Origin of the sequence: Pseudomonas sp. PDM24, assembly GCF_019218905.1 — a bacterium.
Lineage (GTDB): Bacteria > Pseudomonadota > Gammaproteobacteria > Pseudomonadales > Pseudomonadaceae > Aquipseudomonas.
In genome coordinates, this window is the sequence record NZ_JAHUWR010000005.1 from 273,728 (window position 1) to 298,682 (window position 24,955).

Annotated in this window: 25 protein-coding genes; 10 read left to right on the forward strand and 15 right to left on the reverse strand. The window is 59.0% G+C overall.

Going from position 1 to position 24,955, the window contains the following annotated elements; all coding sequences use genetic code 11:
• Window positions 1-80 precede the first annotated feature (80 nt).
• From murB to KW837_RS18330, 8 genes are all read right to left on the reverse strand, one after another.
• Window positions 81-1,100 (reverse strand): UDP-N-acetylmuramate dehydrogenase, encoded by a 1,020-nt coding sequence (gene murB, locus KW837_RS18295; RefSeq protein WP_218397735.1) that lies wholly within the window; start codon window positions 1,098-1,100, stop codon window positions 81-83.
• Window positions 1,097-1,561 (reverse strand): low molecular weight protein-tyrosine-phosphatase, encoded by a 465-nt coding sequence (locus tag KW837_RS18300; protein ID WP_218397737.1) that lies wholly within the window; start codon window positions 1,559-1,561, stop codon window positions 1,097-1,099. The genes murB and KW837_RS18300 overlap by 4 nt, the downstream gene beginning before the upstream one ends.
• Window positions 1,561-2,325 (reverse strand): 3-deoxy-manno-octulosonate cytidylyltransferase, encoded by a 765-nt coding sequence (gene kdsB, locus KW837_RS18305; protein WP_218397739.1) that lies wholly within the window; start codon window positions 2,323-2,325, stop codon window positions 1,561-1,563. Before kdsB ends, KW837_RS18300 begins: the two co-directional genes overlap by 1 nt.
• Window positions 2,322-2,507 carry a Trm112 family protein gene (locus KW837_RS18310; RefSeq protein WP_003179363.1) on the reverse strand — a complete coding sequence of 62 codons (186 nt, stop codon included), beginning with the start codon at window positions 2,505-2,507 and terminating at the stop codon, window positions 2,322-2,324. Before KW837_RS18310 ends, kdsB begins: the two co-directional genes overlap by 4 nt.
• A 25-nt stretch (window positions 2,508-2,532) precedes the next feature.
• Complete coding sequence (gene lpxK / locus KW837_RS18315; RefSeq protein ID WP_218397741.1) at window positions 2,533-3,543, reverse strand: tetraacyldisaccharide 4'-kinase; 1,011 nt, start codon at window positions 3,541-3,543, stop codon at window positions 2,533-2,535.
• Complete coding sequence (locus KW837_RS18320; protein ID WP_218397743.1) at window positions 3,543-3,971, reverse strand: biopolymer transporter ExbD; 429 nt, start codon at window positions 3,969-3,971, stop codon at window positions 3,543-3,545. The genes lpxK and KW837_RS18320 overlap by 1 nt, the downstream gene beginning before the upstream one ends.
• Window positions 3,968-4,603: a MotA/TolQ/ExbB proton channel family protein gene (locus tag KW837_RS18325; protein WP_008067747.1), complete on the reverse strand. Its 636-nt coding sequence runs from the start codon at window positions 4,601-4,603 to the stop codon at window positions 3,968-3,970. Before KW837_RS18325 ends, KW837_RS18320 begins: the two co-directional genes overlap by 4 nt.
• Before the next feature lie 96 nt (window positions 4,604-4,699).
• Window positions 4,700-6,934: a DNA internalization-related competence protein ComEC/Rec2 gene (locus KW837_RS18330; RefSeq protein WP_218397745.1), complete on the reverse strand. Its 2,235-nt coding sequence runs from the start codon at window positions 6,932-6,934 to the stop codon at window positions 4,700-4,702.
• Between the two features lie 136 nt (window positions 6,935-7,070).
• On the opposite strand from KW837_RS18330, the gene KW837_RS18335 reads away from it, so the two are divergent.
• The gene (locus KW837_RS18335; protein WP_192343982.1) at window positions 7,071-7,586 is read left to right on the forward strand and encodes a DUF2062 domain-containing protein; all 516 of its coding nucleotides are present in this window, start codon (window positions 7,071-7,073) and stop codon (window positions 7,584-7,586) included.
• Window positions 7,587-7,754: 168 nt separating this feature from the next.
• On the opposite strand, the gene KW837_RS18340 is transcribed toward KW837_RS18335, so the two are convergent.
• The 4 genes from KW837_RS18340 to KW837_RS18355 all read right to left on the reverse strand — a co-directional run bounded on the left by KW837_RS18340 (window position 7,755) and on the right by KW837_RS18355 (window position 10,922).
• The gene (locus KW837_RS18340; RefSeq protein WP_007905224.1) at window positions 7,755-8,534 is read right to left on the reverse strand and encodes an ABC transporter permease; all 780 of its coding nucleotides are present in this window, start codon (window positions 8,532-8,534) and stop codon (window positions 7,755-7,757) included.
• Window positions 8,531-9,463, reverse strand: a complete 933-nt coding sequence (locus tag KW837_RS18345; protein WP_123494600.1) for an ABC transporter ATP-binding protein — start codon at window positions 9,461-9,463, stop codon at window positions 8,531-8,533. Before KW837_RS18345 ends, KW837_RS18340 begins: the two co-directional genes overlap by 4 nt.
• 132 nt (window positions 9,464-9,595) lie before the next feature.
• Window positions 9,596-10,219 (reverse strand): glutathione S-transferase family protein, encoded by a 624-nt coding sequence (locus tag KW837_RS18350; protein WP_218397747.1) that lies wholly within the window; start codon window positions 10,217-10,219, stop codon window positions 9,596-9,598.
• 43 nt (window positions 10,220-10,262) lie between these two features.
• Window positions 10,263-10,922, reverse strand: coding sequence for a transglutaminase family protein (locus tag KW837_RS18355; protein ID WP_218397749.1), 660 nt, complete (start codon window positions 10,920-10,922; stop codon window positions 10,263-10,265).
• Window positions 10,923-11,169: 247 nt separating this feature from the next.
• Here KW837_RS18355 and KW837_RS18360 point away from each other — a divergent pair, with 247 nt between their 5' ends.
• Together KW837_RS18360 and KW837_RS18365 are read left to right on the forward strand one after the other, a co-directional pair.
• Window positions 11,170-13,617 carry an acyl-CoA dehydrogenase gene (locus KW837_RS18360; RefSeq protein WP_218397751.1) on the forward strand — a complete coding sequence of 816 codons (2,448 nt, stop codon included), beginning with the start codon at window positions 11,170-11,172 and terminating at the stop codon, window positions 13,615-13,617.
• A 100-nt stretch (window positions 13,618-13,717) separates the two neighbouring features.
• On the forward strand, window positions 13,718-14,125 hold the full coding sequence (locus tag KW837_RS18365; RefSeq protein ID WP_007905217.1) for a PA2817 family protein: 408 nt from the start codon (window positions 13,718-13,720) through the stop codon (window positions 14,123-14,125).
• Between the two features lie 194 nt (window positions 14,126-14,319).
• On the opposite strand, the gene KW837_RS18370 is transcribed toward KW837_RS18365, so the two are convergent.
• Window positions 14,320-15,318: a LysR family transcriptional regulator gene (locus KW837_RS18370; RefSeq protein ID WP_218397753.1), complete on the reverse strand. Its 999-nt coding sequence runs from the start codon at window positions 15,316-15,318 to the stop codon at window positions 14,320-14,322.
• A 90-nt stretch (window positions 15,319-15,408) separates the two neighbouring features.
• Here KW837_RS18370 and KW837_RS18375 point away from each other — a divergent pair, with 90 nt between their 5' ends.
• The 3 genes from KW837_RS18375 (at window position 15,409) to KW837_RS18385 (ending at window position 17,538) form a co-directional block, all read left to right on the forward strand.
• A complete protein-coding gene (locus KW837_RS18375; RefSeq protein WP_192343977.1) occupies window positions 15,409-16,035 on the forward strand; it encodes an alanyl-tRNA editing protein in 627 nt (208 codons plus the stop codon).
• Window positions 16,036-16,127: 92 nt separating this feature from the next.
• Window positions 16,128-16,898, forward strand: coding sequence for a 2OG-Fe(II) oxygenase (locus KW837_RS18380; RefSeq protein WP_008070203.1), 771 nt, complete (start codon window positions 16,128-16,130; stop codon window positions 16,896-16,898).
• A gap of 1 nt (window position 16,899) precedes the next feature.
• On the forward strand, window positions 16,900-17,538 hold the full coding sequence (locus KW837_RS18385) for a LysE family translocator (RefSeq protein WP_218397755.1): 639 nt from the start codon (window positions 16,900-16,902) through the stop codon (window positions 17,536-17,538).
• A gap of 66 nt (window positions 17,539-17,604) precedes the next feature.
• On the opposite strand, the gene KW837_RS18390 is transcribed toward KW837_RS18385, so the two are convergent.
• Together KW837_RS18390 and KW837_RS18395 are read right to left on the reverse strand one after the other, a co-directional pair.
• Window positions 17,605-18,846 (reverse strand): OprD family porin, encoded by a 1,242-nt coding sequence (locus KW837_RS18390; protein ID WP_218397757.1) that lies wholly within the window; start codon window positions 18,844-18,846, stop codon window positions 17,605-17,607.
• Between the two features lie 119 nt (window positions 18,847-18,965).
• Complete coding sequence (locus tag KW837_RS18395) at window positions 18,966-20,249, reverse strand: MFS transporter (protein WP_185022051.1); 1,284 nt, start codon at window positions 20,247-20,249, stop codon at window positions 18,966-18,968.
• A 253-nt stretch (window positions 20,250-20,502) separates the two neighbouring features.
• Here KW837_RS18395 and KW837_RS18400 point away from each other — a divergent pair, with 253 nt between their 5' ends.
• The 4 genes from KW837_RS18400 (at window position 20,503) to KW837_RS18415 (ending at window position 24,954) form a co-directional block, all read left to right on the forward strand.
• The gene (locus tag KW837_RS18400) at window positions 20,503-21,450 is read left to right on the forward strand and encodes a LysR family transcriptional regulator (protein ID WP_008070207.1); all 948 of its coding nucleotides are present in this window, start codon (window positions 20,503-20,505) and stop codon (window positions 21,448-21,450) included.
• A 91-nt stretch (window positions 21,451-21,541) separates the two neighbouring features.
• Window positions 21,542-22,345, forward strand: a complete 804-nt coding sequence (locus KW837_RS18405; protein WP_218397758.1) for a putative hydro-lyase — start codon at window positions 21,542-21,544, stop codon at window positions 22,343-22,345.
• A gap of 82 nt (window positions 22,346-22,427) precedes the next feature.
• Window positions 22,428-22,985, forward strand: coding sequence for a hypothetical protein (locus tag KW837_RS18410; RefSeq protein WP_218397760.1), 558 nt, complete (start codon window positions 22,428-22,430; stop codon window positions 22,983-22,985).
• Between the two features lie 739 nt (window positions 22,986-23,724).
• Complete coding sequence (locus tag KW837_RS18415; RefSeq protein ID WP_218397762.1) at window positions 23,725-24,954, forward strand: type II and III secretion system protein family protein; 1,230 nt, start codon at window positions 23,725-23,727, stop codon at window positions 24,952-24,954.
• The last annotated feature ends 1 nt before the right edge of the window (window position 24,955 follow it).

The following is a 24,955-nucleotide window of genomic DNA, read 5'->3' on the forward strand; positions in this document are numbered from 1 at the left end:
AAGTTAACCCAGCATTAACAAAAAAGCCCTGCACATTTGAAGATGTACAGGGCTTTGAAATCAGCCGTGAAAGCGTAGCCTCAATACCGATTGGGCTCCATTTCCAGGTCGACGTGAAAACGTTCTGAAATGTCTTTTTGAATGCGTTGCGCCAGGCTCAGCAATTGCAGGCCTGTTGCTGCGCCGTAGTTGACCAGCACCAGCGCCTGTAATTTATGCACACCGGCATCACCGTCGCGAAAGCCTTTCCAGCCGGCCCGTTCGATCAACCATCCCGCCGCCAGTTTCATTTGCCCGTCGGGTTGCGCGTAGGCCACCAGCTCCGGGTATTGCTCCTTGAGTTGCGCCACCAATGTCGCCGGCACCAAGGGATTCTTGAAAAAACTGCCGGCATTGCCGAGCACCGCCGGATCCGGGAGCTTTTCGTTGCGAATGCTGCAAATGGCCTGGCTGACATCGGTAGGCGTCGGGTGATCGATGCCCAGCGATGTGAGACGCTGGCGAACCGGACCGTATTCCAGGTGCAGGTGCGCGGTGCGCGTGAGGGTGAAACGCACCCGCAGGATCAACCAACGCCCCGGCTCCTGTTTGAACAGGCTGTCGCGGTAGGCGAAGTTGCACTCGGCCAGCGTGAAGTCCCGTAGCTCACCGGTCTGGCGATCGAGGGCCGTCAGGCCGGCAAAAACGTCTTTGATCTCGACACCGTAAGCGCCGATGTTCTGCATCGGTGCCGCGCCCACGGTGCCGGGAATCAAACTGAGGTTTTCCAGTCCCGCCAACCCTTGCGCCAAGGTATGTTGCACAAACGGATGCCACGGCTCGCCCGCCTCGGCTTCGATCACCACCTGGTTACCGTCATCGCTCAGCAGGCGAATCCCTCGTGTGGCCATGCGCAGCACCAGTGCCTGGACATCGGCCGTCAGCAACAAATTGCTGCCGCCACCGATCACCAGCACCGGCACATCATGTTCCAACCCATAGGCCAGCGCTTCGCGCACGTCGGCATCGCTATGGGCCTCGGCAAACAGCCGGGCCTGAACATCTACGCCAAAGCTGTTGAACGGCTTGAGCGAAACCCGGGGTTGAACCTGCAAACTCATAACCGGCCCTTCAATTCGATGACCAGCAGATCGCTGGCGCGCTCGATCAGGTCCAGTACCTGTTCGAAACCCTGGTCGCTGTCGTGATAAGGATCCGGCACCTCATCGATTTCCGACTGGAAGCGACGCAGGAACAGGTCCAACTCGGCCTTGCTCTTGGCCGGTTGCAAGGCCTTGAGGTGGCGCAGGTTGCTGTTGTCCATCGCCAGAATCAGGTCGTAGGTGGCGAAATCGGCACGGGTCACTTGCTGGGCGCGCTGGGCGGACAGGTCGTAGCCACGCAGTTTCGCCGCGGCCTGGCTACGCTTGTCCGGGGCCTTGCCGACGTGCCAGTCACCGGTGCCGGCGGAAGCCACTTCGACTTGATCGGCCAGCCCCGCCTCACGCAGTTTGTGCCGCAACACGCCTTCGGCCGTAGGGGAACGGCAGATATTGCCCAGGCAGACGAACAGAACCCGCATCAGGCCTCCAGCAAGCGACGAACGCGCTCGAGGTCTTCAATGGTATCGACGCCGGTAGGCGGGGCGATCAGCGCATCGGCCACGTGAATCCGCACGCCGTGCCAGAGCGCCCGCAGTTGCTCCAGAGACTCAGTGTTTTCCAGCCAGCACGGGCCCCAGGTGACGAAGTCATGCAGAAAACCGGCGCGATAGGCATAAATGCCGATGTGGCGGCGATACGGCACACCTTCCGGCAATTGCTCGCGGCTCTTGGCGAACGCGTCGCGAGCCCACGGCAAGGTGGCACGACTGAACGTCAGCGCCAGACCATTGAGGTCGCTGACCACCTTGACCACGTTGGGATTGAACAGGGTTTCCACGTCTTCGATCGGCTCGGCCAGGGTGGCCATGCGCGCTTCGGTGTGGGCGCCCAGGTTGGCGGCAACCTGATCGATCACGCTCGGCGGAATCAACGGCTCGTCGCCCTGAACGTTGACCACGATGGCGTCCGGGGCCAGGCCCAGTTTCGCTGCGACTTCGGCCAGACGGTCGGTGCCGGAATTATGGTCTTCGCGCGTCAGCACCACTTCGGCACCAAAGCTTTTGCAGGCCTCGACAATGCGCGCATCGTCAGTGGCAACGACCACGCGCTGGGCACTGCTTTTGCTCGCTTGTTCCCAAACATGCTGGATCATCGGCTTGCCGGCGATCAGCAGCAGGGGTTTGCCCGGCAGGCGGGTGGAGGCATAGCGCGATGGAATGACAACGGTAAAGGCTGTGGTCATTTATCCAGACGCTCGTCGGTGGTCAGGGTGCGCGCTTCACTTTCAAGCATCACCGGGATGCCGTCGCGAATCGGGTATGCGAGGCCAGCGCCCTTGCTGATCAGCTCGGTTTTGTCGGCACTGAGCTTGAGCGGGCCTTTGCAGACCGGGCAAGCGAGGATATCGAGCAATTTGGTGTCCATGAACATTCCCTGGATAGAAACGGATTTAAGGCAAAAGACGAGCCGGCAACAGGCGCATCAGCTGCGTATCGAACCAGGCCACGAAGGCCGGCGATGGCGCAGCATCGACCGCCAGGTACCACCAATCGGCGGCGGCGAAGGCACGGCACTTCACCGCGTCTTTTTCCGTCATCACCACTGGCAATGACGGGGTGAAATTCAAGGCCTGCACGCTGTACTCGGCGTGGTCGGCAAATGCATGCGGCACTGGCCGCCAGTGTAGCGTTTCGAGGGTCGTGAAGAAACGCTGGGGATTGCCGATCCCGGCCACGGCGTGAATGGCCTGGCCTGGGGGGAAGTGGTCAAGGGGCCGGCGTTCGCCGCTTTGCAGATTGACCAGTGCCGTGGGTTGCAGCTGGAAGGCAAAACCGTCGATGCGGTCGGCCGTGGCACCGTTGTAAAGCACCGCATCGACGCTTTGCAGACGCTCGATCGGTTCACGCAACGGCCCGGCCGGCAGGCAGCGCTGGTTGCCCAGCCCCCGGGCGGCATCGATCAGCACCAGTTCCAGGTGCCGGGCCAGCCGGTAATGCTGCATGCCGTCGTCGGAAAGGATCAGGTCCAGCGGCTCGCTCGCCAGCAAGGCTTTGACTGCGCGGCTGCGGTCCGGGTCGATCATCAGCGGCACGCCAGTGCGCTGGACGATCAACAATGGCTCATCGCCCGCCACGTCCGCACCTTGATCCGCCTCGACCCGCCACGGCAATTGCGCAGGTTTGGCGCCGTAACCACGGCTGACGACGCCAACTCGCAAACCGCTGCGCTGGCAATGCTGGATCATCCATAGAATCAGCGGCGTCTTGCCGGTGCCGCCCACCGTGATGTTGCCGACCACGATCAGCGGCACCGGCGGCTGATAGATCTCGCCCTCACCCGCCAGAAAGCGCTCGCGCTTGCCGATGAGCACACGCCGATACAGCCATTCCAGGGGCTGCAACAGCTTCAGCGCCGGATGGCCTTCGTACCACGCAGCGAGCAATCGATCGGACATGGCCATCAGGATGCCGGCGCCGCCTCGACAGTGGTCATGCGCAAATGACTGAAACCGAGTTTGCCGGCAGCGTCCATTGCAGTGATGACGGACTGATGGGGGGTCTTGCCATCAGCGCTGATGGACAACGGCAGGTTGGTATCGCCGTTGGATTCTTTCTGTAGCGCTTCCATCAGGCTGGTCAGGTCATTCTTGGGCAACAATTGGTTGTTGACCGAGAACACCCCTTCGGCGCTGATGGCGATGTCCAGTTGCTTGGTCTGTTGGTCTTCGGCCGGGGAACCGCTGACCGCTTCCGGCAGGTCGACGCGCAACTGGGTTTCACGGGTGAAGGTGGTGGTCACAACGAAAAACAGCAGCAGGATAAACACCACGTCGATCAACGACGCGAGGTTGATGTCTATCGTTTCCCGTGGTTTACGACGGAATTTCACGCTTTGCCCTCAGCCAGATCCACGTCGCGGTCACCCTGCACAACTTCAACCAGCTTGATCGCTTCCTGCTCCATGCCTACCACCAGCTCATCTATGCGGCGTTGCAGGAAGCGGTGGAAGAACACGGCCGGAATACCGACCATCAGGCCTGCAGCGGTGGTGATCAGCGCCTTGGAAATACCACCGGCCAGTACCGAGGCGTTGGTACCCATGCCCGTGCCCATGAATGCACTGAAAATATCGATCATGCCCAGCACCGTACCCAGCAGACCCAGCAACGGGGCCATGGCGGCGATGGTGCCGAGGGCATTGATGTAGCGTTCGAGCTCGTGAATCACCCGCGCAGCGGCTTCTTCGATGCACTCTTTCATGATCTCGCGGCCATGCCTGGAATTCGCCAGACCGGCGGCCAGGATCTCGCCCAACGGAGAGTTGGCACGCAGTTCCTTGAGTTTTTCTTTATTGAGTTGTTTGTCCTTGATCCAGACCCAGACCTGCCCGAGCAAATGCTCCGGGGTCACGCGGCTGGCACGCAGGGTCCACAGACGCTCGGCAACGATCGCCATGGCCGCGATGGAACTCAGAATGATCGGCAGCATCATCCAGCCGCCGGATTTGACCAATTCCCACACAGTGACAGTCCCCTCGAAAAGTGCGCCACTCTAACATAGGGGGTGGACGCACCGAAGACCGCGATGTCGTATCCGGTCGGGCTTCGACAGTTCGGGTTACTGGCTGGATGGTGGCAGATCACGCCAGAAGCGCCGTTCTTGAAGCATCGTCCACGGCGGCTTGAAGCGCCCCAGTTGCAGACGAATGGCACCTTGCTCGGCGCTGTCGTAGATCGCCACCCCGCGCTTTTGATACCGCGCCACGACCGTGGGATGGGGATGACCGAAAGAATTGCCGTTGCCACGGGAGATCAGCACCGCTTTGGGTTGCAATACGCGGAGCAATGCCATCGAAGATGAACTGCGACTGCCATGGTGCGGGGCCTGCAACCAATCCGTCGGCACCGCCAATGGACCGTCGAGCAGCGCCCGCTCGGCCGCACTATCGATATCGCCAGTCAGCAGCAACCGCTCGCCGTTGGCCTCGATCTGCAGCACGCAGGATTTCTGATTGCTGTCGCTGGCCGATGACCACTGCCAGAGTTGAAACTTCACCCCGTCCCAGGCCCATTGCTGACCGCTCTTGCAGCCCTCGGCCTGCAGTTCGTCTGGCAGGGCCAGATGATCGCCACTCAGGACTTGCTTCACGGGTATTGCGTTGGCAATGGCTCGCGCACCGCCGGCGTGATCGGCGTCGGCATGGCTGATCAGCATCAGATCGAGCCCGTTCACACCCAGTTTGCGCAATGACGGCAACACCACCCGTTCACCCAGATCGATATCGCCGAACCGTGGCCCGGCGTCATACAGCAAGGTGTGATGGCGGGTACGCACCAGGATTGCCAAACCCTGACCGACATCCAGCTGCCAGACCTCGGCCATGCCTTCAGGCAACGTGTGCCGGGGCGAAAAAACCAGTAACAGCAACATCGGCCAGCCCAACGGGCGCAACGGCACGCCTCGCGGCAATAACAGCAGAAAAGCCCCCAGAGTGCCGAGCGCCCATACCCACAATGGGACCGCCACCGGTACCCACGCGGGCAATTGCCCGGCGATCAACGCCAACCCCTTGAACAAAAGATCGATCAGACCGCCGGCCAACCACAGCAATCCTTCGCCCACATAAGGAACGGGCAACAACATCGTCCCAAGCAAAGCCGGCGGCAGGACCACCAGGCTGACCCAGGGCACCGCCAGTAAATTGGCCAGCGGCCCGCTGAGACTGATCGGCAACCCCAGCACCAACAGCAGTGGGCACAGACCGATCGCGATCAGCCATTGAGCGCGAGTCCAGGTTTGCCACCAGCGCCACGCCCCCAATCGGCCGCCAAAAGTGAAAATAAGCACCGCGACCGCCGCAAAGGACAACCAGAAACCCGGTTTCAGACTCGCCAGCGGGTCCAGCAGCAAAACACCGTCAAGCGCCAACAGCAGCGGCCACCATGCGCCGAGGTGACGAAACCGTAGTCGCCACAACAGCACCAGACCGATCATCAGGCAGGCCCGCCGCACCGGCACCTCGAAGCCGGCCAGCAGCCCATAACCGAGCGCCGCCGCGAACGCCAGTCCGCATGCCCATGGCAGCCACGGCAAGCGCTTGGGCCATAAGCCATAACGCGCCAACCCGGCAATCAGCAGATACACCACTCCCGCCAGCAAACCAATGTGCTGCCCGGAAATCACCAACAAATGCACGGTGCCGGTGTCTTGTAGCACCTGCCAGTCCTCACGACTCAGCCCGGCGCCATCCCCGAGCACCAACGCCGTCAGCGCACCCGTTCGTCCCTGGGCATCCACGGTCTGCAAACGCTGACGGATGCCGTCGCGCCAGGCCCATTGCGCGTCCATCAGTCGCTGGCCATCCTTGACGGTCCCGGTGGCGCCGATGTGCCGGGCCAGTAACCAGGCGTCGTAATCGAACGCATGCGGGTTGAGCAACCCGGCAGGATGCTTCAATTTGACCGCCAGCCGCCAATGCTCGCCGCTGTTGACGGGCGGCCCGCCATACCAGGCCAGGCGCAGGTGCCGAGGCAGTCTGGTGCGACGCGACTGACTGTCCGTCAGTTCGAAACGCACTACGCCCTCGGCCTGCTGCGGCAACCCGGTCACACGACCTTCGAGCCAGCGAGTCTCGCCATCAAGCGTCGCTGCCAGGCGATCATTCAGCGCCCACTGTGCATTCGCGCCCGCCCAACTGAAACCGAACAGCAAAAATGCCAGGGGGAAGGTGCGAAACGGCAACAACATCAAACCCGCTACCGGCAACAACAGCCACAACCCCGCCGGCGGTAATACCGGTAAAAAACGCAGGGCCAACAGACCCAACGCCAGCGCCATCATCCCTGTGCGCATAAGCCCGTCCTTGAGAGTCCCCTCCCTAGGCTTAGCCGGTGCGCCGCACGTCCGTCGTTATCAATTGTCACAAAGTCTGAATGGGCGGCTCGTAGAATCAAGACATACTTGCCGCCTTAACCGACCGAGAAGCCTTATGCCCCGGCGCTTGTTCAAACGTTACATGCCAGACCCGACCAGCATCAGGGAACACAAATCCTTACGCTTTCTCGGCACCCTGCTGCATGACCCGAACCTCTGGCACCTCAATCGCCACTCCGTCGCGCGGGCCATGGCGGTCGGTCTGTTCGCGGCGTTCCTGCCCATCCCGTTGCAGATGCTGTTGGCGGCCATCCTTGCCATTGTGGTGCGCGGCAACATGCCGATTGCTGTCAGCCTGGTCTGGCTGACCAACCCGATCACCATGCCGGCGGTGTTCTTCTGTACTTACCAGACTGGTGCCTGGCTGATGGACGTCCCCGCCCGCAGCCTGCCGGATGAGCTGACCTGGGAATGGATCAGCGGCGAACTCTCGAGCCTGTGGCAACCGTTCTTGCTTGGCTCGGTGGTGACGGGGTTAGTGCTGGGTGCCCTCGCTTATTGCCTGGTGATGATGTACTGGCGCTGGTGGGTGAGTCGGCAGTGGAAGCGGCGTAAGCGTAGCCGGATGTAAGAATGCAAAACGGCCTCCAATGTGGAGGCCGTTTTTTTGCAGTGTTTGTGCTGACGCCTTCGCGAGCAAGCCCGCTCCCACATGGGTTCGGTGTTGATCACAAAATATGTGGGCAACACCAATCCTGTGGGAGCGGGCTTGCTCGCGAAGCAGGCGACGCGGTGTTCCTTAGGTACGCATCCCACGCCCACTCACCAGCAACCGCGCACAACCGATATACAGCACAACGGTCGCTATCAGCATGAAGGTGATCGCCACGCTGATCTTGATGTCCGACACACCAAGGATGCCGTAACGGAAGGCGTTGACCATGTGCAGCACCGGGTTGGCCAGCGACACGGTCTGCCAGAATGGTGGCAGCAAGCTGATCGAGTAGAACACCCCGCCCAGGTAGGTCAACGGCGTCAGCACGAATGTCGGGATGATCGAGATATCGTCGAAGTTGCGCGCAAATACCGCGTTGATGAAACCCAGCAGCGAGAAGATCGTCGCCGTCAGCACCACCACCAGAACGGTCACGCCCAAGTGATGCACCTGCAATTGAGTGAAGAACAACGACAGCAGGGTCACGATGATCCCGACCATCAACCCGCGCAGCACGCCGCCCAGGGTGTAGCCGATCAGAATCGTATGGGGCGACACTGGCGACACCATCAATTCTTCGATGGAACGCTGGAACTTGCTGCCAAAGAAACTCGACACCACGTTGCCGTAGGAGTTGGTGATCACCGACATCATGATCAGCCCCGGCACGATGTACTCCATGTAGGTGAAACCACCCATGTCGCCGATCTGCCGACCGATCAGATTGCCGAAGATCACGAAGTACAGAACCATGGTGATGGCCGGCGGCAGCAGGGTCTGTGGCCAAATCCGGGTGAAGCGTTTGACCTCACGGTAGACGATGGTATTGAGGGCAACGAGGTTGGGTTGCAGCTCGGAACTCATACCGCCACCTTCGACAGATTCTTCTCCACCAGGGACACGAACAACTCCTCGAGGCGATTGGTTTTGTTACGCAGGCTCAACACTTCGATGTTCTGCTGCGCCAATTGGGTGAACAGCGCGGTAATGCCCATGGCCTTGTCGACCTGGACTTCCAGGGTATGACTGTCGATCAGTTTGGCCGGGTAGCCGAGCAACTGCGGGGCCACTTGCAACGTATTCTTCATATCCAGCAGGAAGGTTTCGACATGCAGCTGGCTGAGCAACTGCTTCATGCTGGTGTTCTCGACAATGGTGCCGTGGTCGATGATGCCGATGTTGCGGCACAACTGCTCAGCCTCTTCCAGATAGTGGGTGGTGAGGATGATGGTGATGCCTTTCTTGTTCAGTTCGGTGAGGAAGGTCCACATCGAGCGACGCAATTCGATGTCCACCCCCGCCGTCGGTTCGTCGAGGATCAGCAGGCGCGGTTCGTGAACCAGCGCACGGGCGATCATCAGTCGGCGCTTCATGCCGCCGGACAGGGAACGCGACGGCACATCGCGCTTGTCCCACAGGCCCAGTTGGGTCAGGTACTGCTCGGCGCGTTCCTTGGCGATTTTCGCCGGGATGCCGTAGTAACCGGCCTGGGTCACGACAATGTCGAACGTCTTTTCAAACTGGTTGAAGTTGAATTCCTGGGGCACCACGCCAATGCAGCGCTTGAGCGCCGCCGGTTCCTTGTCCAGGTCATGACCGAAGATATTCACCGTCCCGCTGGTCTTGTTCACCAGGGTCGAGAGAATGCCGATGGTCGTGGATTTGCCGGCGCCGTTAGGGCCGAGCAAGGCGAAAAAGTCACCTTCGGCGACGTCCAGATCGATACCACTCAAGGCCTGGAAACCGTTGCCGTAGGTTTTGGTTAGCTGCCGGATGGACAGAGCGGAACTCATATCGGATTACGCACCAAGAAGGGAAGAAAGGAATAAATAAGGGCGGGCGGCGAGCAATGCAACCGCGGCGCATGAGCGCAATGGTGCTTGTCGCTGCCGCACAAGTACAGTCAAGCGTGTCGATAGTGAGTATTAAGTCAACGCGGTCATGACCGCCTTCTGATAGGCCGGACGCTGTTTCAACCGCGCATACCAGGCTTGGAGATGAGGCAGCGGCGCGCGCTCGATCGGCATCTCGAACCAGGCATAAATGAAACTGCCCAGGGGAATGTCGCCCATGCCGATCTCATCGCCCGACAGATACGGTTTGGTCGCCAGCGCTTGATCGGCCATCGACAGCAGAGCGTCACACTCCTTGATCGCAGCCTTGATGGCCGGCCAGTCCTGCTGGTCTTCCGGGGTGCGCAACACGCCCCAGAACACCGTGCGGAACGGGGCGGCAAAACTTGAGGTGGTCCAGTCCATCCACTTTTCCGCCGAGGCTCGGGCTTGCAGGTCTGTCGGATACCAGGCAGTACCACTGGCATGACGGGCCATCAGGTAACGGACGATGGTGTTGGACTCCCACAGCACAAAACCGTCGTCTTCGATCACCGGCACGCGGCCGTTGGGATTCATCGCGCGGTACTCAGGCGTGTCGACTACACCAAAGGCGCCGCCGGCATCGATGGCTTCATAGGCCAGGCCCAGTTCTTCGGCCGCCCACAACGGCTTCCTGACATTCGACGAATTTTTCCGACCCCAGATCTTCAGCATGACCGCCCCTTTTTGGATGAATGCGCAGGCAGCATACGCCGGATCAGGCGCGACTCAAATCGCTCTGCATGTCCCCCAACAGCACCGACAGCTGCTCGCCAAACAGATGCGGATAGCACTTTTCCAGGTGTTCGAAAAAGAACGCTTCAGGCACATCGGTGAACTGGCCGTGATCGATCAGGTACTCCATCAACTGCGCGCCGTCACGGTTGAAGGGGTGGAACACGCTGTCGTTGATCCCGTCGAACTCCAGCGGCGCGACATTGAACAGTTCGCAGAGTTGTTGATTGAAAGCCGGCGTGGCTTTGACCCAACGATCGTTCAGATATAACTCGGTGTAGCCGTGCATGGCGAACACATCGCTTTTGAGCAGTTCGAGCAGACGCGGCGTCGACAAATGATTACGCACATCTGCCAGACCGATACGCGCCGGGATCCCGCAATGCCGGGCTGCACCGGCGAGCAGCGTGGCTTTGGGCACGCAATAACTCTCCCCCGCCGCCAGCGCATAGCTGCCGCGCAAGGTTTCTGGATCGCGGCTGAAGGTGTAAGGGTTGTAGCGTACGGCCTCACGTACTGCGTAATAGAGATTGATCGCCTGTTCGAGCGGATCGCGCCCGGCGCCACGATGTTTTTCGGCGAACTCCACCACCGAGGGGTGGTCACTATCGATGAAGCGGCCGGGGCTCAGACATGCGTGCATGGCAACAATCTCCTGGGGGAAGCCACGAGTCTAGCGACACCTTCAGCACAGAGATAACGACGTTTCGGCCAAATATCAGCGTTTGCCGCCCTGTCGACAAAGCGCTTAACCGTCCGCCCCCGAAATAACTGACGAATTTCAGCCGTTGCTTCCTACACGCTCAGACTCATGCTCTGACCCCCCACTTTTATGGATGCCGTCTAAGCTCTGAAAGTGGTTTTGCCCCTGGCTTCATGGAGAATTGAATATGTTGCTGTTGTGGATACTGGTTCTGGTGGTCGGGATTGCCTACCTGGCACATCGCCGCACCGCGCCTCTGCCCGCCTTGGGCATCATCGCTGTCTATCTCTTGGCGATGGGCATCTTCAGCCATGCCCCCGTCTGGCTCATGCTGATTTTCTGGGTGATGCTCGCGGTCGTGACCGCTTTCCTGTTGCTGCCGGATCTGCGCCGAAAACTCTTCACGACGCCGATATTCGGCTGGTTTCAAAAAAACCTGCCGCCGATGTCGCAAACCGAACGTGAAGCCATTGAAGCGGGCACGGTCTGGTGGGACGGCGAGCTGTTCAGCGGTCGCCCGGACTGGAACAAGCTGCTGGCTTATCCAAAAGCGCAATTGAGCGAAGAGGAACAAGCGTTCATCGATGGCCCGACCGAAGAGCTCTGCGCCATGGTCAGCGATTGGCAGATTGGCCAGTTGCTGGATCTGCCGCCCAAGGCTTGGGATCACATCAAACAACATGGCTTTTTTGCCCTGATCATCCCCAAAGAGTACGGTGGCAAAGGCTTCTCGGCCTATGCCCACTCCCAAGTGGCGATGAAACTGGCCACCCGCAGCGGCGACCTGGCGTCGACCGTCATGGTGCCCAATTCCCTGGGACCTGCGGAGCTGCTGCTGCATTACGGCACCGACGAACAACGCAATCATTACCTGCCACGGCTGGCCCGTGGCGACGATATCCCCTGCTTTGCCCTGACAGGCCCGATGGCGGGCTCCAACGTCGGCGGGATGACCGACACCGGGGTCATCTGCAAAGGTGAATGGGAGGGCAAGGAAACCCTCGGCCTGCGTCTGAACTGGGAAAAACGCTACATCACCCTCGGCCCGGTTGCGACCTTGATCGGCCTGGCCTTCAAGGCCTATGACCCGGACCATCTACTGGGCGACAAAGTCGACCTGGGGATCAGCCTCGCCTTGATTCCAACCCAGACCCCCGGTGTAGAAATCGGTCGCCGTCACCTGCCGCTGGGCGCCTCATTCATGAACGGCCCGAACTCCGGCAAGGATGTGTTCGTACCGCTGGAATTCATCATCGGCGGTCAGGAGATGCTCGGCGAGGGCTGGATGATGCTGATGAACTGCCTGTCGGTCGGGCGTTCCATTTCGCTGCCTGCCATCGGTACCGCTGCGGGCAAGTTCACCAGTCTGGTGACGGGCCAATACGCGCAGGTTCGCGAACAATTCAACGCACCGCTGTCAGCCTTCGAAGGGATTCAGGAAGCACTGGCGCGGATCGGCGGCAGTACCTGGCTGATGGACAGCGCACGGATGCTCACCGCCAACGCGGTCGACCTCGGCGAAAAACCGTCGGTACCTTCGGCCATTATCAAATACCACCTCTCTGAACGCGGCCGCGAATGCATCAGCCACGCCATGGATGTTCACGGCGGCAGGGCCATCATCATGGGCCCGAACAACTACCTGGCGCGTGGCTGGCAAGGTGCGCCCATTTCCGTCACGGTCGAAGGTGCAAACATCCTGACACGCAGTTTGATGATCTTCGGCCAGGGCGCTATTCGCTGCCATCCGTTCGTGCTCAAGGAAATGGCCCTCGCCCATCGCGAAGACAAACAACAGGCACTGATCGAGTTCGATGCACTGCTGCTCGACCACATTGGTTTTGCTGTATGCAACGCCGCCAGCACGCTGGTGCTGAACCTCGGCCTCGGGCATTTCGAACACATGCCCGGGGACAGGCTCAGCCAAGGCTATTTCCGCGCCCTCAACCGTCAGGCCGCGGCCTTTGCCTTGCTTGCAGACCTGAGCATGATGCTGCTGGGCGGTGATTTGAAACGTCGCGAACGGCTGTCCGCACGTCTGGGCGATGTACTCAGCTACCTGTATCTGGCTTCCGGCGCACTCAAGCGTTATCACGATCTCGATTCGCCGGAGCATATGCATCCGCTGTTCGCCTGGGCCATGGAAGAGAGCCTCGGTCAGTCCGAACGTGCGCTGGACGAACTGCTGACCAACTTCCCGAACAAGGTACTTGGATGTCTGCTGCGGGTGATGGTGTTCCCGTTCGGTCGTCGTCACAGAGGCCCGTCGGACAGACTGGCGGCCAATGTCGCAGCCGTCATCGGCCGTCCCAAGGGCGATCCAACGCTTGAGGAGTTACTGGGCGGCTGCTATCGCCCGCAATCACCAGAGGATTCGGTCGGCGCCCTGCAGCACGCTTGCGACTTGTTGAACGCCGCCAAGCCGCTACAGAAAAAACTCAATACGGCACTGAAAAGTCGCCAGGTCAAACCCACTGTCGGAGAGTCTCCCATTGATGCCGCCCTGGAGGCTGGCGTCTTGCAACCGCTTGAAGCCCAGACCTTGCGCGAGGCAGAAGTGGCGCGACGCAAGGTGATTGATGTCGATGATTTCGACCCAAAGGAGCTGGTATTGGCCAAAGGCAAGGTCCGCTGATCCGGCGGACCCTGTGTCTTGCATGAGGCTCTTTAATATGTGAAAAGGGGCGCAGGAGCTTTATACTCCCGCGCCCGTTTTGCTCTTGAGGACTTATCTCGTGTCCAACGTCGTTGCCGATCATCTCGTCTTGCTCGACCACCTGCGCAGCATCCTGGTCGCCGTAGGTGAGGCCGAACAGGTTCCCGAAGAAAGCCATGCCTTGTTCCTGGAGCGCTTCGACGAACTGCGTGCATTGCTGCCGGTCGACCCGATCGAAAGCCAATACCTGGGCCAGGACATCCTGTGTCAGGTGATCACTCGCTATCCGCAAATCGCCCACCTGGTCCCGCGCGACCTGCTGTGGTACTTCGCTGGCGACTGCCTGCATTACATGCCCGATGATGAAATCGACCTGTACCAGGCCCTTGAAGAGCGTCGCTTCGAAGCTGAACAGAACGACGAACCGTTCGACTGGAATCAGGAAAAACAGCTACTGGCGATGTCGAACCAGGACAGCAAGCACTGATTCCACTGTCAGCAAATGCAAAGGCCCGCATGGTTATTCATGCGGGCCTTTTTTTGTGGCATTGCCGAGTGATGTGGTGTTTGGGCTGCCGTCTTCGCGAGCAAGCCCGCTCCCACATTTGATCTTTAGTGGACACAGACTCTGTGTACGACAGAAATCCACTGTGGGAGCGGGCTTGCTCGCGAAGAGGCCCGTCAAAGCAACCCATCACTTTCAGGTAACTCATACTCTGTCGCGACCTTGCCCAATGCACCCGGTTTGCCCGGCCGGCTCAAGGTCGGTTCCTTCTCCAGGCATTCCACCAGGTAGTCGATAAATACCCGTAGCTTGGGCGGTAGATAGCGGGTGGGCGAATGCAGCAGCCAGGCGCCTCCGTGGTAGGACGCCAGAAAAGTCCAGTCCGGCAGAACCTGGACGATCAGCCCTTGTTCCAGCGCATAACGGGCGGTGAAGTACGGCAGGCTGCCGATTCCGATGTGTTGCAATACCGCGCCCAGCCGCACCCCCGTGTGATTGGCGGCATAACGGCCGCGCACGCCGACGGTCACGGCTTTGCTGCCTTTCTTGAATTTCCAGCGCGCATCGCTCGGGGTTTCGCCCAGATAGATACAGCTGTGGTTGAGCAAATCATGGGGATGAGTCGGGGTGCCGTGTTCGGCCAGGTACTGTGGCGTTGCACAGAGTAAATGATCGATGGTCAACAACTGTCGCCCCACCAGCCCCGCGGGTGGGCGGTCGGTAATACGGATCGCCAGATCGACGTTGTCGTCGATCAAATCCACCTGACGGTCCTCGAGCAACAACTCCACATTTACTTTGGGATAGCGCCGCAGGAATTCGGGCATGTGCGGATGAATCACGAATCGCCCGACAGCCTTGGGCACGCTGACACGCACCAGCCCTTCCGCTTCATGGGTGAACTGACCGCTGATTTCCATCACCGACTTCGCCGCGCTGACCATCTCCTGGCAACGCTTGAACACCTCTTCGCCACCGTCACTCAGGCGCAGCTTGCGCGTGGTTCGTTGCAGCAGCCGCGTGGCGAGTGCCTTCTCCAGCCGCGAAATGCTGCGACTTACCGCCGAGGGTGAAGAACCTAATTGGCGTGCTGCTTCGGAGAAACTGCCAGTCTCGACAACCTTGACGAAAATAGCCATTTCACCGAGCAGAGGCAGAGGAAGATTTATGCTCACAGCGCAACAGTCCTTTGATGATTGAACGGATTATCACGCAATTCCACGGTTCATATAATAAAAATAGAAACTTTAATAAGAGCATGGAATATGACGCTTCGCCTCTTCTTCCATAGTGATGAGCTCAAGGCCAACGTGGAAGTCCTGGAATGCACACCCCAGGAGAACGAATTCGCTGTGGTGTTGCGGGCCACACTGTTTCATCCTCAAGGCGGCGGGCAACCCTGGGATACTGGTTGGATCGGCGAAAGCCAGGTGCTGCGCGTGGTTCAGGATCCGGACCGGATCATCCATTTCGTCGACCACCCGGTAAAACTCGGCATGACCCAGATTCGGGTCGACGAGCAACGCCGCCGGTTCAACACGCGCATGCATTCGGCGGGTCACCTGATTGGTCACTTCGTCCAGGCGATGGGCTGGATGCCGATCAAGGCTCATCACTGGCCCGATGAAGGACGCGTTCAGTTCAAACCGGGTGATAGCGCGCAGGAAGTCGATGCCCAGACAATTCAGCACGGCGTCACGCAATGGATCGCCCATGACCTGCCGCGCCTGACGTCGTTGCGCGAAGGCGCCCGGGAAATCGGTTTCGGTGAACTGCCCGCCTACGGCTGCGGCGGCACCCATGTACGGAGCCTGAAGGATTTGGGCACGGTCACGATCGCTTCCCTTTCACAGAAAAAGGGAACGCTGTCAGTCCACTACAGCGTGGATTGAACATTTGGGCGATGTCGGCCCCGTCATCGCCTGACGCCGGGGGAGTCTGCGTTCGCGGGCTCTGTTGACTATCGATAGATGGACCTAAAGACATGATGCTTGACGTCGAGCGTCTCGATGAGACGTGCATACAAAAACTGGCCAATGAAGAAGTCCTCGCCATCCGCGTCAAGGGCTTGTTGCCTGGGCCGCTGGCGATCCAGATCGGCGACAAGATCCTCGCCCCCGGCTTCGAAGGCTACATCAATGCGCCGAGTATCGGCCGCATTGGCATGGCGTTTTATGAAGCGGAAAACCAGCCGCTGTTGATCGAAGACTATTTCGAGCGCGCCACCAGCAATATCGCCGAGTTGCGCAGCCGTTGTGCGCCCTACTCCTCTCCTGTCGACACGCTGCGCTGCATGCTCGACGAGTCCTGGCCGGCGGGGGCGCACCTGGAGAATCTCTATGGCCGCAAGATGTATGTGGGCCTGTCCCGGGTCGTGAAACCCGGGGTGTGCTTCCTCGCCCATCACGACATTTTCGCCAAGGACGCCCCGGACAGCTTCCAGGCCAGAAGCCTGGAAGCGCAGTTCGCCTGCAACGTCTACCTGAACATGCCGACCGAGGGCGGCGCGTTGCAGATGTGGGACCACGACATTTCTCCGGACCAGTTCGATGAAATGCGTGGCGACAGTTACGGCATCGACCCGGCTTTGCTCGGCCCTCCAACCCTGGAGATTCGTCCTGAGCCGGGTGATTTCATCATGTTCAATTCGCGCTGCATGCACTCGGTGACCCCGGGTGTGGACGATCCGCGATTGAGCCTTTCGTTCTTTGTCGGCTATCGCGGCAATGCTTCACCCCTGACTTTCTGGAGCTGAGATGTTTTCGAATTACCTGGGCGAGTTTCTAGCGCTGGCAACCATCCACTTTCTGGCCGTGGTCGCCCCCGGACCGGACTTCGCCGTGACCATCCGCCAAAGCGTGCGCTTCGGCCGTTTAGTGGGGATTTGCACGGCGCTGGGCATCGGCGCGGGCATTTCCGTGCATGTGCTTTACACCTTGCTCGGCGTCGGTGCGCTAATGCACACCACACCCTGGTTGTTGACGGTGGCCAAGGTTGTGGGGGGGGCCTACATTTTGTACCTCGGCGTGAGCCTGATACGCAGCAAACCCAAATCAGCGATTGAAGGCGACAAGGGTGCAGAGGCGTCAACTGAACGGCAGACCTTGTTCAAGGCCTTCAGCACGGGGTTTCTGACCAACGCCACTAATCCCAAGGCCACGCTGTTTTTCCTGGCGATCTTCACCACGATCATCAGTGCCACGACACCACTGCAGATTCAGGCGCTATACGGGCTATGGATGTGTTTCGTGAACGCCTTGTGGTTCGTGATCGTGGCGCTGTTCTTTTCCAGCGCCCGGGTGCGGTTGCTGTTCATGCGCATGGGGCACTGGTTCGAACGAACCATGGGTGTGATCCTGATTCTGTTCGCTGGCCGGTTGATTCTGTCGATGTAAAACAAACGGCCCGCCAGTCTGACTGGCGGGCCATCGATATCATTTCTTGTTCGATAACCCAGACACCTACCAAAGCGCCAGGGTATAGCTGACGATCAAGCGATTCTCATCCAGATCATTGCCAAAGTTCGAACGCACCGACGCGTTGCGCCATTTAAAGCCCAAGCCTTTCAAAGTACCGTCCTGCACCACGTAAGCGATATCGGTGTCGCGCTCCCATTCCTTGCCTTCACCCGCAGCACTGCGCTGCACGTTATCCCCCGAGATATAGCGGGTCATAAAGCTCAACCCCGGCACACCCAATGCGGCGAAGTTATAGTCGTAGCGCGTTTGCCAGGAGTGTTCGTCAACGTTGGCGAAGTCATTGATCTGCACGAAGTTGACCAGGTACGGATCGCTGCGGCCGATGTAAGGAAACGGATCATCGCCGCTCATGCGCTGGTAGCCGAAGCCCAGCGCGTGGCCGTCGCGACTGTAGGTAAACATCGCACCGAGAGCCTGGTTGTCGAGGTCACGAAAGTTGCCATCTTCAATACTGCGCGCATAGCGCACGTCGCTCTTGAGCGACTGACCGGCCCCCAGATCCAGCAGGTGCACCAATCCGAGGTAGTTTTGCTGGTAGATATTTTCCAGCTTGCCGTAGCGGTACTGCGCTGTCAGGTTCGGCAGGAATTGATAGTCAGCCCCGGCGAACTGGAACTTGTCGCTTTGCCCGCCGATGCGATTGGCAGTCATGTCCTGGTAGTCAGTGGAATCGACAAAATTTATCTGCGTGAGTTGACCGGCGGTGAGCTTCAAACGGTCTATTTCCTGCACATTGACCAGGCCGCCTTTGAAAGTTGACGGCAACAGGCGAGTGTCGTTGGAGTTCACCACCGGATCCTTGATCTGCAACGTCCCCAGCTTCAGGGTGCTCTTGGACAAACGCACTTTGGCGGTCAGGCCCAACTCGCCATAGCGATCCTGCGAGCCGCCTGACAAATCCGGCGGCAACAGATTGGTGCCCGCCGTGCCGCCGCCGGAGTCCAGTTTAAAACCGGCCATGCCCAGTGCATCCAGACCAAACCCCAGCGTGCCAGCGGTATACCCGGACTCCATCCTCAACAGAAAACCCTGTGCCCATTCCTCGGCTTTGTCTCGCGAGCCGTCCTGGCGGAAATCGCGATTGAAGTAAAAGTTGCGTGCTTCCAGGCTGCCTTTACTGTCGGTAATGAAATCCGCCTGAGCGGCCGGTGCGCCGAGCAAGCTCAACCCGAGCAATGTGCCGACCGGGAGGTACAACCGTTGGGTGGAAAGCGAATAGTTCATGCCTGCTCCTGTTCCGGACGCGAGCGAGCCCTCTCGGGGGCGTTGCGATCGCGGCCGATGTTTGTCGATTAGCAATGGATCAGCGACGTCTGGGCACAATGGCCCAGACGTGTCGGGGTTCAGGATTCGAGTTGGCGACCGCGGGTTTCCGGCAGGCTTAACGCGGCCAGAATCACCACGCCATAGGCACCGGCAGCGAAGATTCCGATCCCCGTACCAATCGGCAACGTTTCGCTCAGCGCACCGATGAACAATGGAAACAGCGCCGCAATGGAACGCCCGGCGTTATAGCAAAAGCCCTGGCCCGAACCGCGCATGCGGGTCGGAAACAACTCGGTCAGAAAAGCGCCCATGCCGGCAAAAATGCCCGAAGCGAAGAAACCCAACGGAAAGCCCAGCCAGAGCATCCAGGTGTTGTCGATGGGCAGTTGGGTGTAGGCCAGAACGATCGCCATGGAGCCGACGGCAAACAGGATGAAGTTCTTCTTTCGGCCGATGGCATCGGTCAGCAATGCACTGGTCACATAGCCAATGTAGGAACCGACGATCACCATCGCCAGGTAGCCGCCAGTGCCAAGTACGCTCAAGCCGCGCTCGGTTTTCAGGTAAGTCGGCAACCAGGTGGTGATCGCGTAATAACCACCCAGCGCGCCAGTGGTCAGCAACGAAGCGCGCAAGGTGGTACTGAGCATCCGAGGCGCGAAAATTTCGAAGAAGGCCCAACGCGAATCCTTTTCAGGCTTGGCCTTGCGCTCAATACAGGCCTGCTCGAAGGTGTCCGACTCCTTGACCAGTCGGCGGATCACCAATACGAATAGTGCTGGCACCAACCCGATCATGAACAGCGCCCGCCAGGCCTCTTCTGGTGGCAGAAAACTGAATAATCCGGCATAGAGCAATGCCGTCAGCCCCCACCCCAGCGCCCATCCGGCCTGCACCATGCCCACTGCCTTGCCGCGATCCTTGGAGCGAATCACCTCGCCAATCAGCACCGCACCCGCTGTCCATTCACCACCGAAGCCAAAGCCCATCAGGGTCCGGGCCACCAGTAGTTGCTCGTAGTTTTGTGCCAGTCCGCAGAGGAAAGTGAAGAAGGCGAACCACAGCACCGTCAGTTGCAAGGTGCGCACCCGACCGATGCGGTCGGACAGTATTCCGGCGATCCAGCCACCCGCTGCCGAGGCCAGCAGCGTACAAGTGCCAATCATCCCGGCATCGCCCTTGGAGATGCCCCAAGTGGCGATCAGGGTCGGAATGACGAAACTGAGCATCTGTGTGTCCATGCCATCCAGGGCATAGCCGATCTTGCAACTCCAGAAGGTACGCTTTTCATTTTTCGACAGGGGGCCGTACCAACTGAACGGGCCGGTGCGGCCCGAACCTGAAAGCACGTGGTCAGTCATGGTCTTTTCCATGGGAGTTCCTGCGGCAGCAAGCGAAGATGACGGACACGCCTCATTATTTTTTTGTGAAGGCGTTGTCGTGGGGGGGCAGACGCAGTGGCTGCGTCGTGGAGCGGATTCTTCGCGCCAAGGCCAAACTGCGTCAAACGGGAAAAAAACGAGGTTATGCATAAGAAAATTTGATACCCCCGGCGACGAACTCTGGAGTAACAATTGCAATGCGACGAACGCTTATCCCTGTGGGAAAACCGCCATGAACCTCAAATTTCTCGAAACCTTCGTCTGGGTCGCACGCCTGCAAAGCTTCAGCCTCACCGCAGAGAAAATGTTCAGCACTCAGGCGGCTATCTCCAGCCGGATTGCCTCGCTGGAAGAAGAGTTGGGCCTGCGTTTGTTCGTGCGCGATTCGCGCGGGGTATCCCTAACGCTGGAAGGCCTCAAGGTGCTCGACTACGCCGAGCAGATGCTCGAGGTTCAGCGAGCGTTGAAACATTCACTGGATAACACCAACCCGCAACAGGGCCTGGTGCGCATCGGTGTGATGGATACGGTGATCCACACTTGGCTCAGCCCGTTGATGTCAACCTTGATGCAGACCTTCCCCGCCGTGGAAATCGAGATCACGGCCGACGCCGCACGCAATCTGTGCGATCAGCTGCAAAAGGGCTATCTGGACATCGTGTTCCAGACGGACCTGATCCGCCACGAAAGTGTGCGCAACCTCGAACTGGCGCACTACCCCATGCACTGGATCGCCGCCAGTAACTCAATCTATGCCCGCCCCTATGCCTCACTGGCTGAAATGGCCAGCGAGCGCATCATCACCTTCGTCAAAAACTCCCGGCCGCATCAGGATGTACTCAACCTGCTGCACGCCCACGGCATCAGTACGCCACGCGTCAGTTGCGTCAACTCGGTGTCGGCCATGACCCGGCTGATTCGTGACGGATTCGGTATTGGCGCCTTGCCGGCCGCGCTGGTGGCCAAGCCCTTGGCCAGCGGTGAGCTGATTCAGCTGGAACCAGGTACTCGCTTGCCGCAGCTGGATGTCGTGGCTTCATGGCGCGCCGGAGTCGGCCTGGAGTTGATCGAGAGCATCGTCGACATGAGCCGCCAGGTAGTCTCCCAATACGCTGCGGATGTCGGCCCGCTTCGAATGGTTCCGGCACCCGGTCTCAACAGCCGACGGTCCCTTGAATAACTTTTAGTTGTCGGGGGGTAACAACATTCCTGGTTGGACGGCATCGTCATGGTTTTCTAAAAAGGGTCATCGAACCTGAAGAGATGCCGTGATGAGCCAACCCACCCTGTCGTTCGAACAACTGAAGCACAGCGTTCCACTGGCCCTGCGCCAATGCATCGCTGCCGGACAATATCGGGGCCACACCAGCGGCTTGGCCCAAGGTCGGGTGCAAGCCAATATCGTGATTCTGCCCAATGATTGGGCTAACGAGTTTCTGCGGTATTGCACGCTCAATCGTCAGGCTTGCCCGGTGCTCGACGTTACCGACCCCGGTGATCCGTATTTTCGCAATCTCGGCACAGCCATTGATATCCGTCACGAGGTGTCCCGATACAGGGTCTATCGCCATGGCGAACTGAGCGAAGAACCGTCGGATATCGGACATTTGTGGCAGGACGATCTGGTGGCCTTCGCCATCGGTTGCTCGTTCTCCTTCGAACAACCGCTGCTGGATGCCGGCATCGCCCTCAGGCACATAGATCTGGGGCTCAATGTTGCCATGTACCGGACGAACATAGACACCCGCCCTACCGCTCGCCTGAGCGGCAAGCTGGTAGTGAGCATGCGCCCGATGAAGGCCGCCGCTGCGATCCAGGCGATCCAGATCACCGCACGCATGCCCAACGTCCACGGCGCACCGGTGCACATCGGTGATCCGGCGCTGATCGGCATCGATTCACTAAGCAGCCCGGACTACGGCGATGCCGTGTCAGTCGAAGCCGACGAAATCCCGGTATTCTGGGCCTGCGGTGTGACCCCGCAATCGGTGGTGCAAACTTCGCGTCCGCCGCTGTGCATCACCCACGCCCCCGGCTGCATGCTGGTAACGGATGTTTTGAATAGCGCTTTGTAAATGAGTGCGGGCTCGCGTGGAATAGTAACGTGAGCCTTGGATTGGCCTGTTTTCAACCTGATATGGATGCCACGGACAAACAATGAACACTGCTCAACAATCGATTCAACAGTACATAAAAGCCAAGGACGGTAACCGCCCACATTTGTTACCCCAGGCTTTTGCGCCAGACGCGATCCTGGACATGGTCGTGCACACCGGATCTATCTCGTTTCCACCCCACGTTGAAGGCCTCGGATCTATCGGCGATGTGCTCGTCAGGCGATTCGGCCAGACTTTCGAAAACGTCTATACCTTTTGCCTGGGACGTCCACCTGAACCGCAGGCCAAAACATTCCAGTGCAAATGGCTGGTCGGCATGTCCGACAAGAGCGGCGGCGAAGTTCGAGTCGGTTGCGGTCTGTATGAGTGGCAGTTCAGCCCCGAGTCGAGGCTTGTCGAGAGGCTCACTATCACCATTGAGCACATGAAAACCCTGCCAGCGACTGATCTGCACTGCATCATGGAGTGGGTATCGCATCTGGATTACCCATGGTGCAGTTCGCAAGCCTTAGTGAGCAATGTTCCTGACATAGACACGCTTGAAGAGGTGATCCAGTACCTTACGGCCAATACGCCAACCTGCACTTCGCAGGTGTAGAGCTACACAATCAGTCGTATTCAGCTTCCTTGTCATATCCCGCCAGACGCCATTGTTACGATTGGTCAGCATTCGAAAAGTACAAACCGGCACGCCTGAAAACGCCACTCAATGAGTGGCGTTTTTGTGAAATATGCAGCGCAAAACCCAAAGAAAAACTCGCGGGACCGTAAAGCACCCCTTATTCCATCAGCATCCGGCGCAATACCAATGATTGCGTGGCCTGACCGTGGCTTTCAGAAAAAAACCAGTATCTGTATCGAAAGTTTTCGTTCAAAGCATGGCGCTTTGCCTTGGTTGAACTACCTTTCAAACAAGAAGAAGACATAACGGTTCGAAATGCCACGTTAGGTTCAGCGATCAGATAGCGGATTGGCAAAAGGAGTTACCTCACTATGATCCTGACAAGCGTTTTCCGGCTCAGTGCGTTAATTGCCGGTTGCTTTTTAGGGGAGTCAGGTCGGCGCAAAGTGCCGTCTTTAGCTGCTGCTGTCGAGCCTGCGTATATCGTTCGGGTTGACAGCCCAGGCATCTGGATCACTAAAAACCGTTATAGCGAAGGTCGCTCGCCGTTCAGTCAGAACAGCGTATTGCAGCTGCTTGCATGTAGCACCAAAGAATGTTGCCGGGGCCATTAGTCAGGGGTCTGGCGGGGTAGAGGGCCGACCAAGGCCCCTTGTAGTGATCCGAGGCAACCTGGTTTTGCCTCAAAGATGGCTATTCAGCGAGGATGCACTTAATGAGCTATCGTACCGTGCCCGCTTTCAAGCGAATTATCCATGGTCTGTTCTGGACGGGCCTCAGCGTGAATGCGGCTCAGGCCGCGCCGGCCAATTGTTCGCAACTGGATAATATGCCGACAACGTTTGAGGTCGGTCAGGGGCTTCAGAATGAACTGCGCGTCCCCGTCCCGGTGACACAGCTGGCAGTCGGCGATCCGAAAATCGCCGACGTGCAACCCAGCGGCAACAACCCCAATGCCTTCTTGCTCACCGGTATGGCGCCGGGGACCACCAGCCTGATGGTCTGGACTGCCTGTTCGACAACGCCGCGCCAAAGCATGGTGTTCGTCAAGGGCAAGGCCACCGCGGCGCTCACCAGCGTCTCGACAGTGCCTTCCGAAGACCCGCTGTTGCCGATCCAGGTGCAAACCGACATCCGCTTCGTTGAAGTCAGCCGGACCAAACTCAAGGAAGCCAATGCCTCGATTTTTGGCCGCCAAGGCAACTTCCTGTTCGGCTCACCGAGAACCTTGCCCACCGTCGGCGGCATTGTCACGCCGTCGGTGCCGGTGAACAACGGCATGTTCAACTTCGCTTTTGCGTCAAGCGATACTCTAGTGTCGATCAACGCACTGGAAGGCAGCGGTTTCGCCTACACCTTGGCACGGCCAAGCCTGGTAGCGCTCAGCGGGCAGAGTGCGAGCTTCCTGGCCGGTGGTGAAGTGCCGATTCCAGTGCCCAGTTCCGGCAGCGATAACGTGTCCATCGAGTACAAGGAATTCGGTATTCGCCTGACCCTGACGCCGACCATCATCGGCAAAAACCGTATCGCGCTGAAGGTGGCGCCGGAAGTCAGTGAACTGGACTTCACCAACGCCGTAAGCATCGCCGGCACCATCGTTCCGGCGCTGACCATTCGACGTACCGACACCAGCATCTCCCTGGCCGACGGCGAAAGCTTCGTCATCAGCGGCCTGATCAGCACCCGCAACAGTTCCCAGGTGAACAAGTTTCCAGGGCTGGGCGATATCCCGATTCTGGGCGCGTTCTTCCGCGACAACAGCATCAACCGTGAAGAGCGTGAACTGCTGATGATCGTTACTCCGCATCTAGTCCAGCCACTGGCTGCCAATGCACAACTACCGTCATTGCCTGGCGAACAGCTGCGCAATTACGACCCGAACTTCTACCGCATGTTCTTCCTCGAAAATGGCGATTTCGACAGTCGCTCCGGGCTCTCGCAATGAG

Bases quoted from the DNA above. Each gene is read 5' to 3' on its own strand.
- KW837_RS18415 (WP_218397762.1), top strand. From the start codon at position 23,725: ATGAGCTATCGTACCGTGCCCGCTTTCAAGCGAATTATCCATGGTCTG.
- KW837_RS18355 (WP_218397749.1), bottom strand. From the start codon at position 10,922: ATGCACGCATGTCTGAGCCCCGGCCGCTTCATCGATAGTGACCACCCC.
- KW837_RS18330 (WP_218397745.1), bottom strand. From the start codon at position 6,934: ATGCGCACAGGGATGATGGCGCTGGCGTTGGGTCTGTTGGCCCTGCGT.
- KW837_RS18340 (WP_007905224.1), bottom strand. From the start codon at position 8,534: ATGAGTTCCGAGCTGCAACCCAACCTCGTTGCCCTCAATACCATCGTC.
- KW837_RS18385 (WP_218397755.1), top strand. From the start codon at position 16,900: ATGTTTTCGAATTACCTGGGCGAGTTTCTAGCGCTGGCAACCATCCAC.
- KW837_RS18345 (WP_123494600.1), bottom strand. From the start codon at position 9,463: ATGAGTTCCGCTCTGTCCATCCGGCAGCTAACCAAAACCTACGGCAAC.
- KW837_RS18310 (WP_003179363.1), bottom strand. From the start codon at position 2,507: ATGGACACCAAATTGCTCGATATCCTCGCTTGCCCGGTCTGCAAAGGC.
- KW837_RS18350 (WP_218397747.1), bottom strand. From the start codon at position 10,219: ATGCTGAAGATCTGGGGTCGGAAAAATTCGTCGAATGTCAGGAAGCCG.
- KW837_RS18335 (WP_192343982.1), top strand. From the start codon at position 7,071: ATGCCCCGGCGCTTGTTCAAACGTTACATGCCAGACCCGACCAGCATC.
- KW837_RS18400 (WP_008070207.1), top strand. From the start codon at position 20,503: ATGAACCTCAAATTTCTCGAAACCTTCGTCTGGGTCGCACGCCTGCAA.
- KW837_RS18360 (WP_218397751.1), top strand. From the start codon at position 11,170: ATGTTGCTGTTGTGGATACTGGTTCTGGTGGTCGGGATTGCCTACCTG.
- KW837_RS18405 (WP_218397758.1), top strand. From the start codon at position 21,542: ATGAGCCAACCCACCCTGTCGTTCGAACAACTGAAGCACAGCGTTCCA.
- KW837_RS18395 (WP_185022051.1), bottom strand. From the start codon at position 20,249: ATGACTGACCACGTGCTTTCAGGTTCGGGCCGCACCGGCCCGTTCAGT.
- KW837_RS18380 (WP_008070203.1), top strand. From the start codon at position 16,128: ATGATGCTTGACGTCGAGCGTCTCGATGAGACGTGCATACAAAAACTG.
- lpxK (WP_218397741.1), bottom strand. From the start codon at position 3,543: ATGGCCATGTCCGATCGATTGCTCGCTGCGTGGTACGAAGGCCATCCG.
- KW837_RS18390 (WP_218397757.1), bottom strand. From the start codon at position 18,846: ATGAACTATTCGCTTTCCACCCAACGGTTGTACCTCCCGGTCGGCACA.
- KW837_RS18375 (WP_192343977.1), top strand. From the start codon at position 15,409: ATGACGCTTCGCCTCTTCTTCCATAGTGATGAGCTCAAGGCCAACGTG.
- KW837_RS18300 (WP_218397737.1), bottom strand. From the start codon at position 1,561: ATGCGGGTTCTGTTCGTCTGCCTGGGCAATATCTGCCGTTCCCCTACG.
- murB (WP_218397735.1), bottom strand. From the start codon at position 1,100: ATGAGTTTGCAGGTTCAACCCCGGGTTTCGCTCAAGCCGTTCAACAGC.
- kdsB (WP_218397739.1), bottom strand. From the start codon at position 2,325: ATGACCACAGCCTTTACCGTTGTCATTCCATCGCGCTATGCCTCCACC.
- KW837_RS18410 (WP_218397760.1), top strand. From the start codon at position 22,428: ATGAACACTGCTCAACAATCGATTCAACAGTACATAAAAGCCAAGGAC.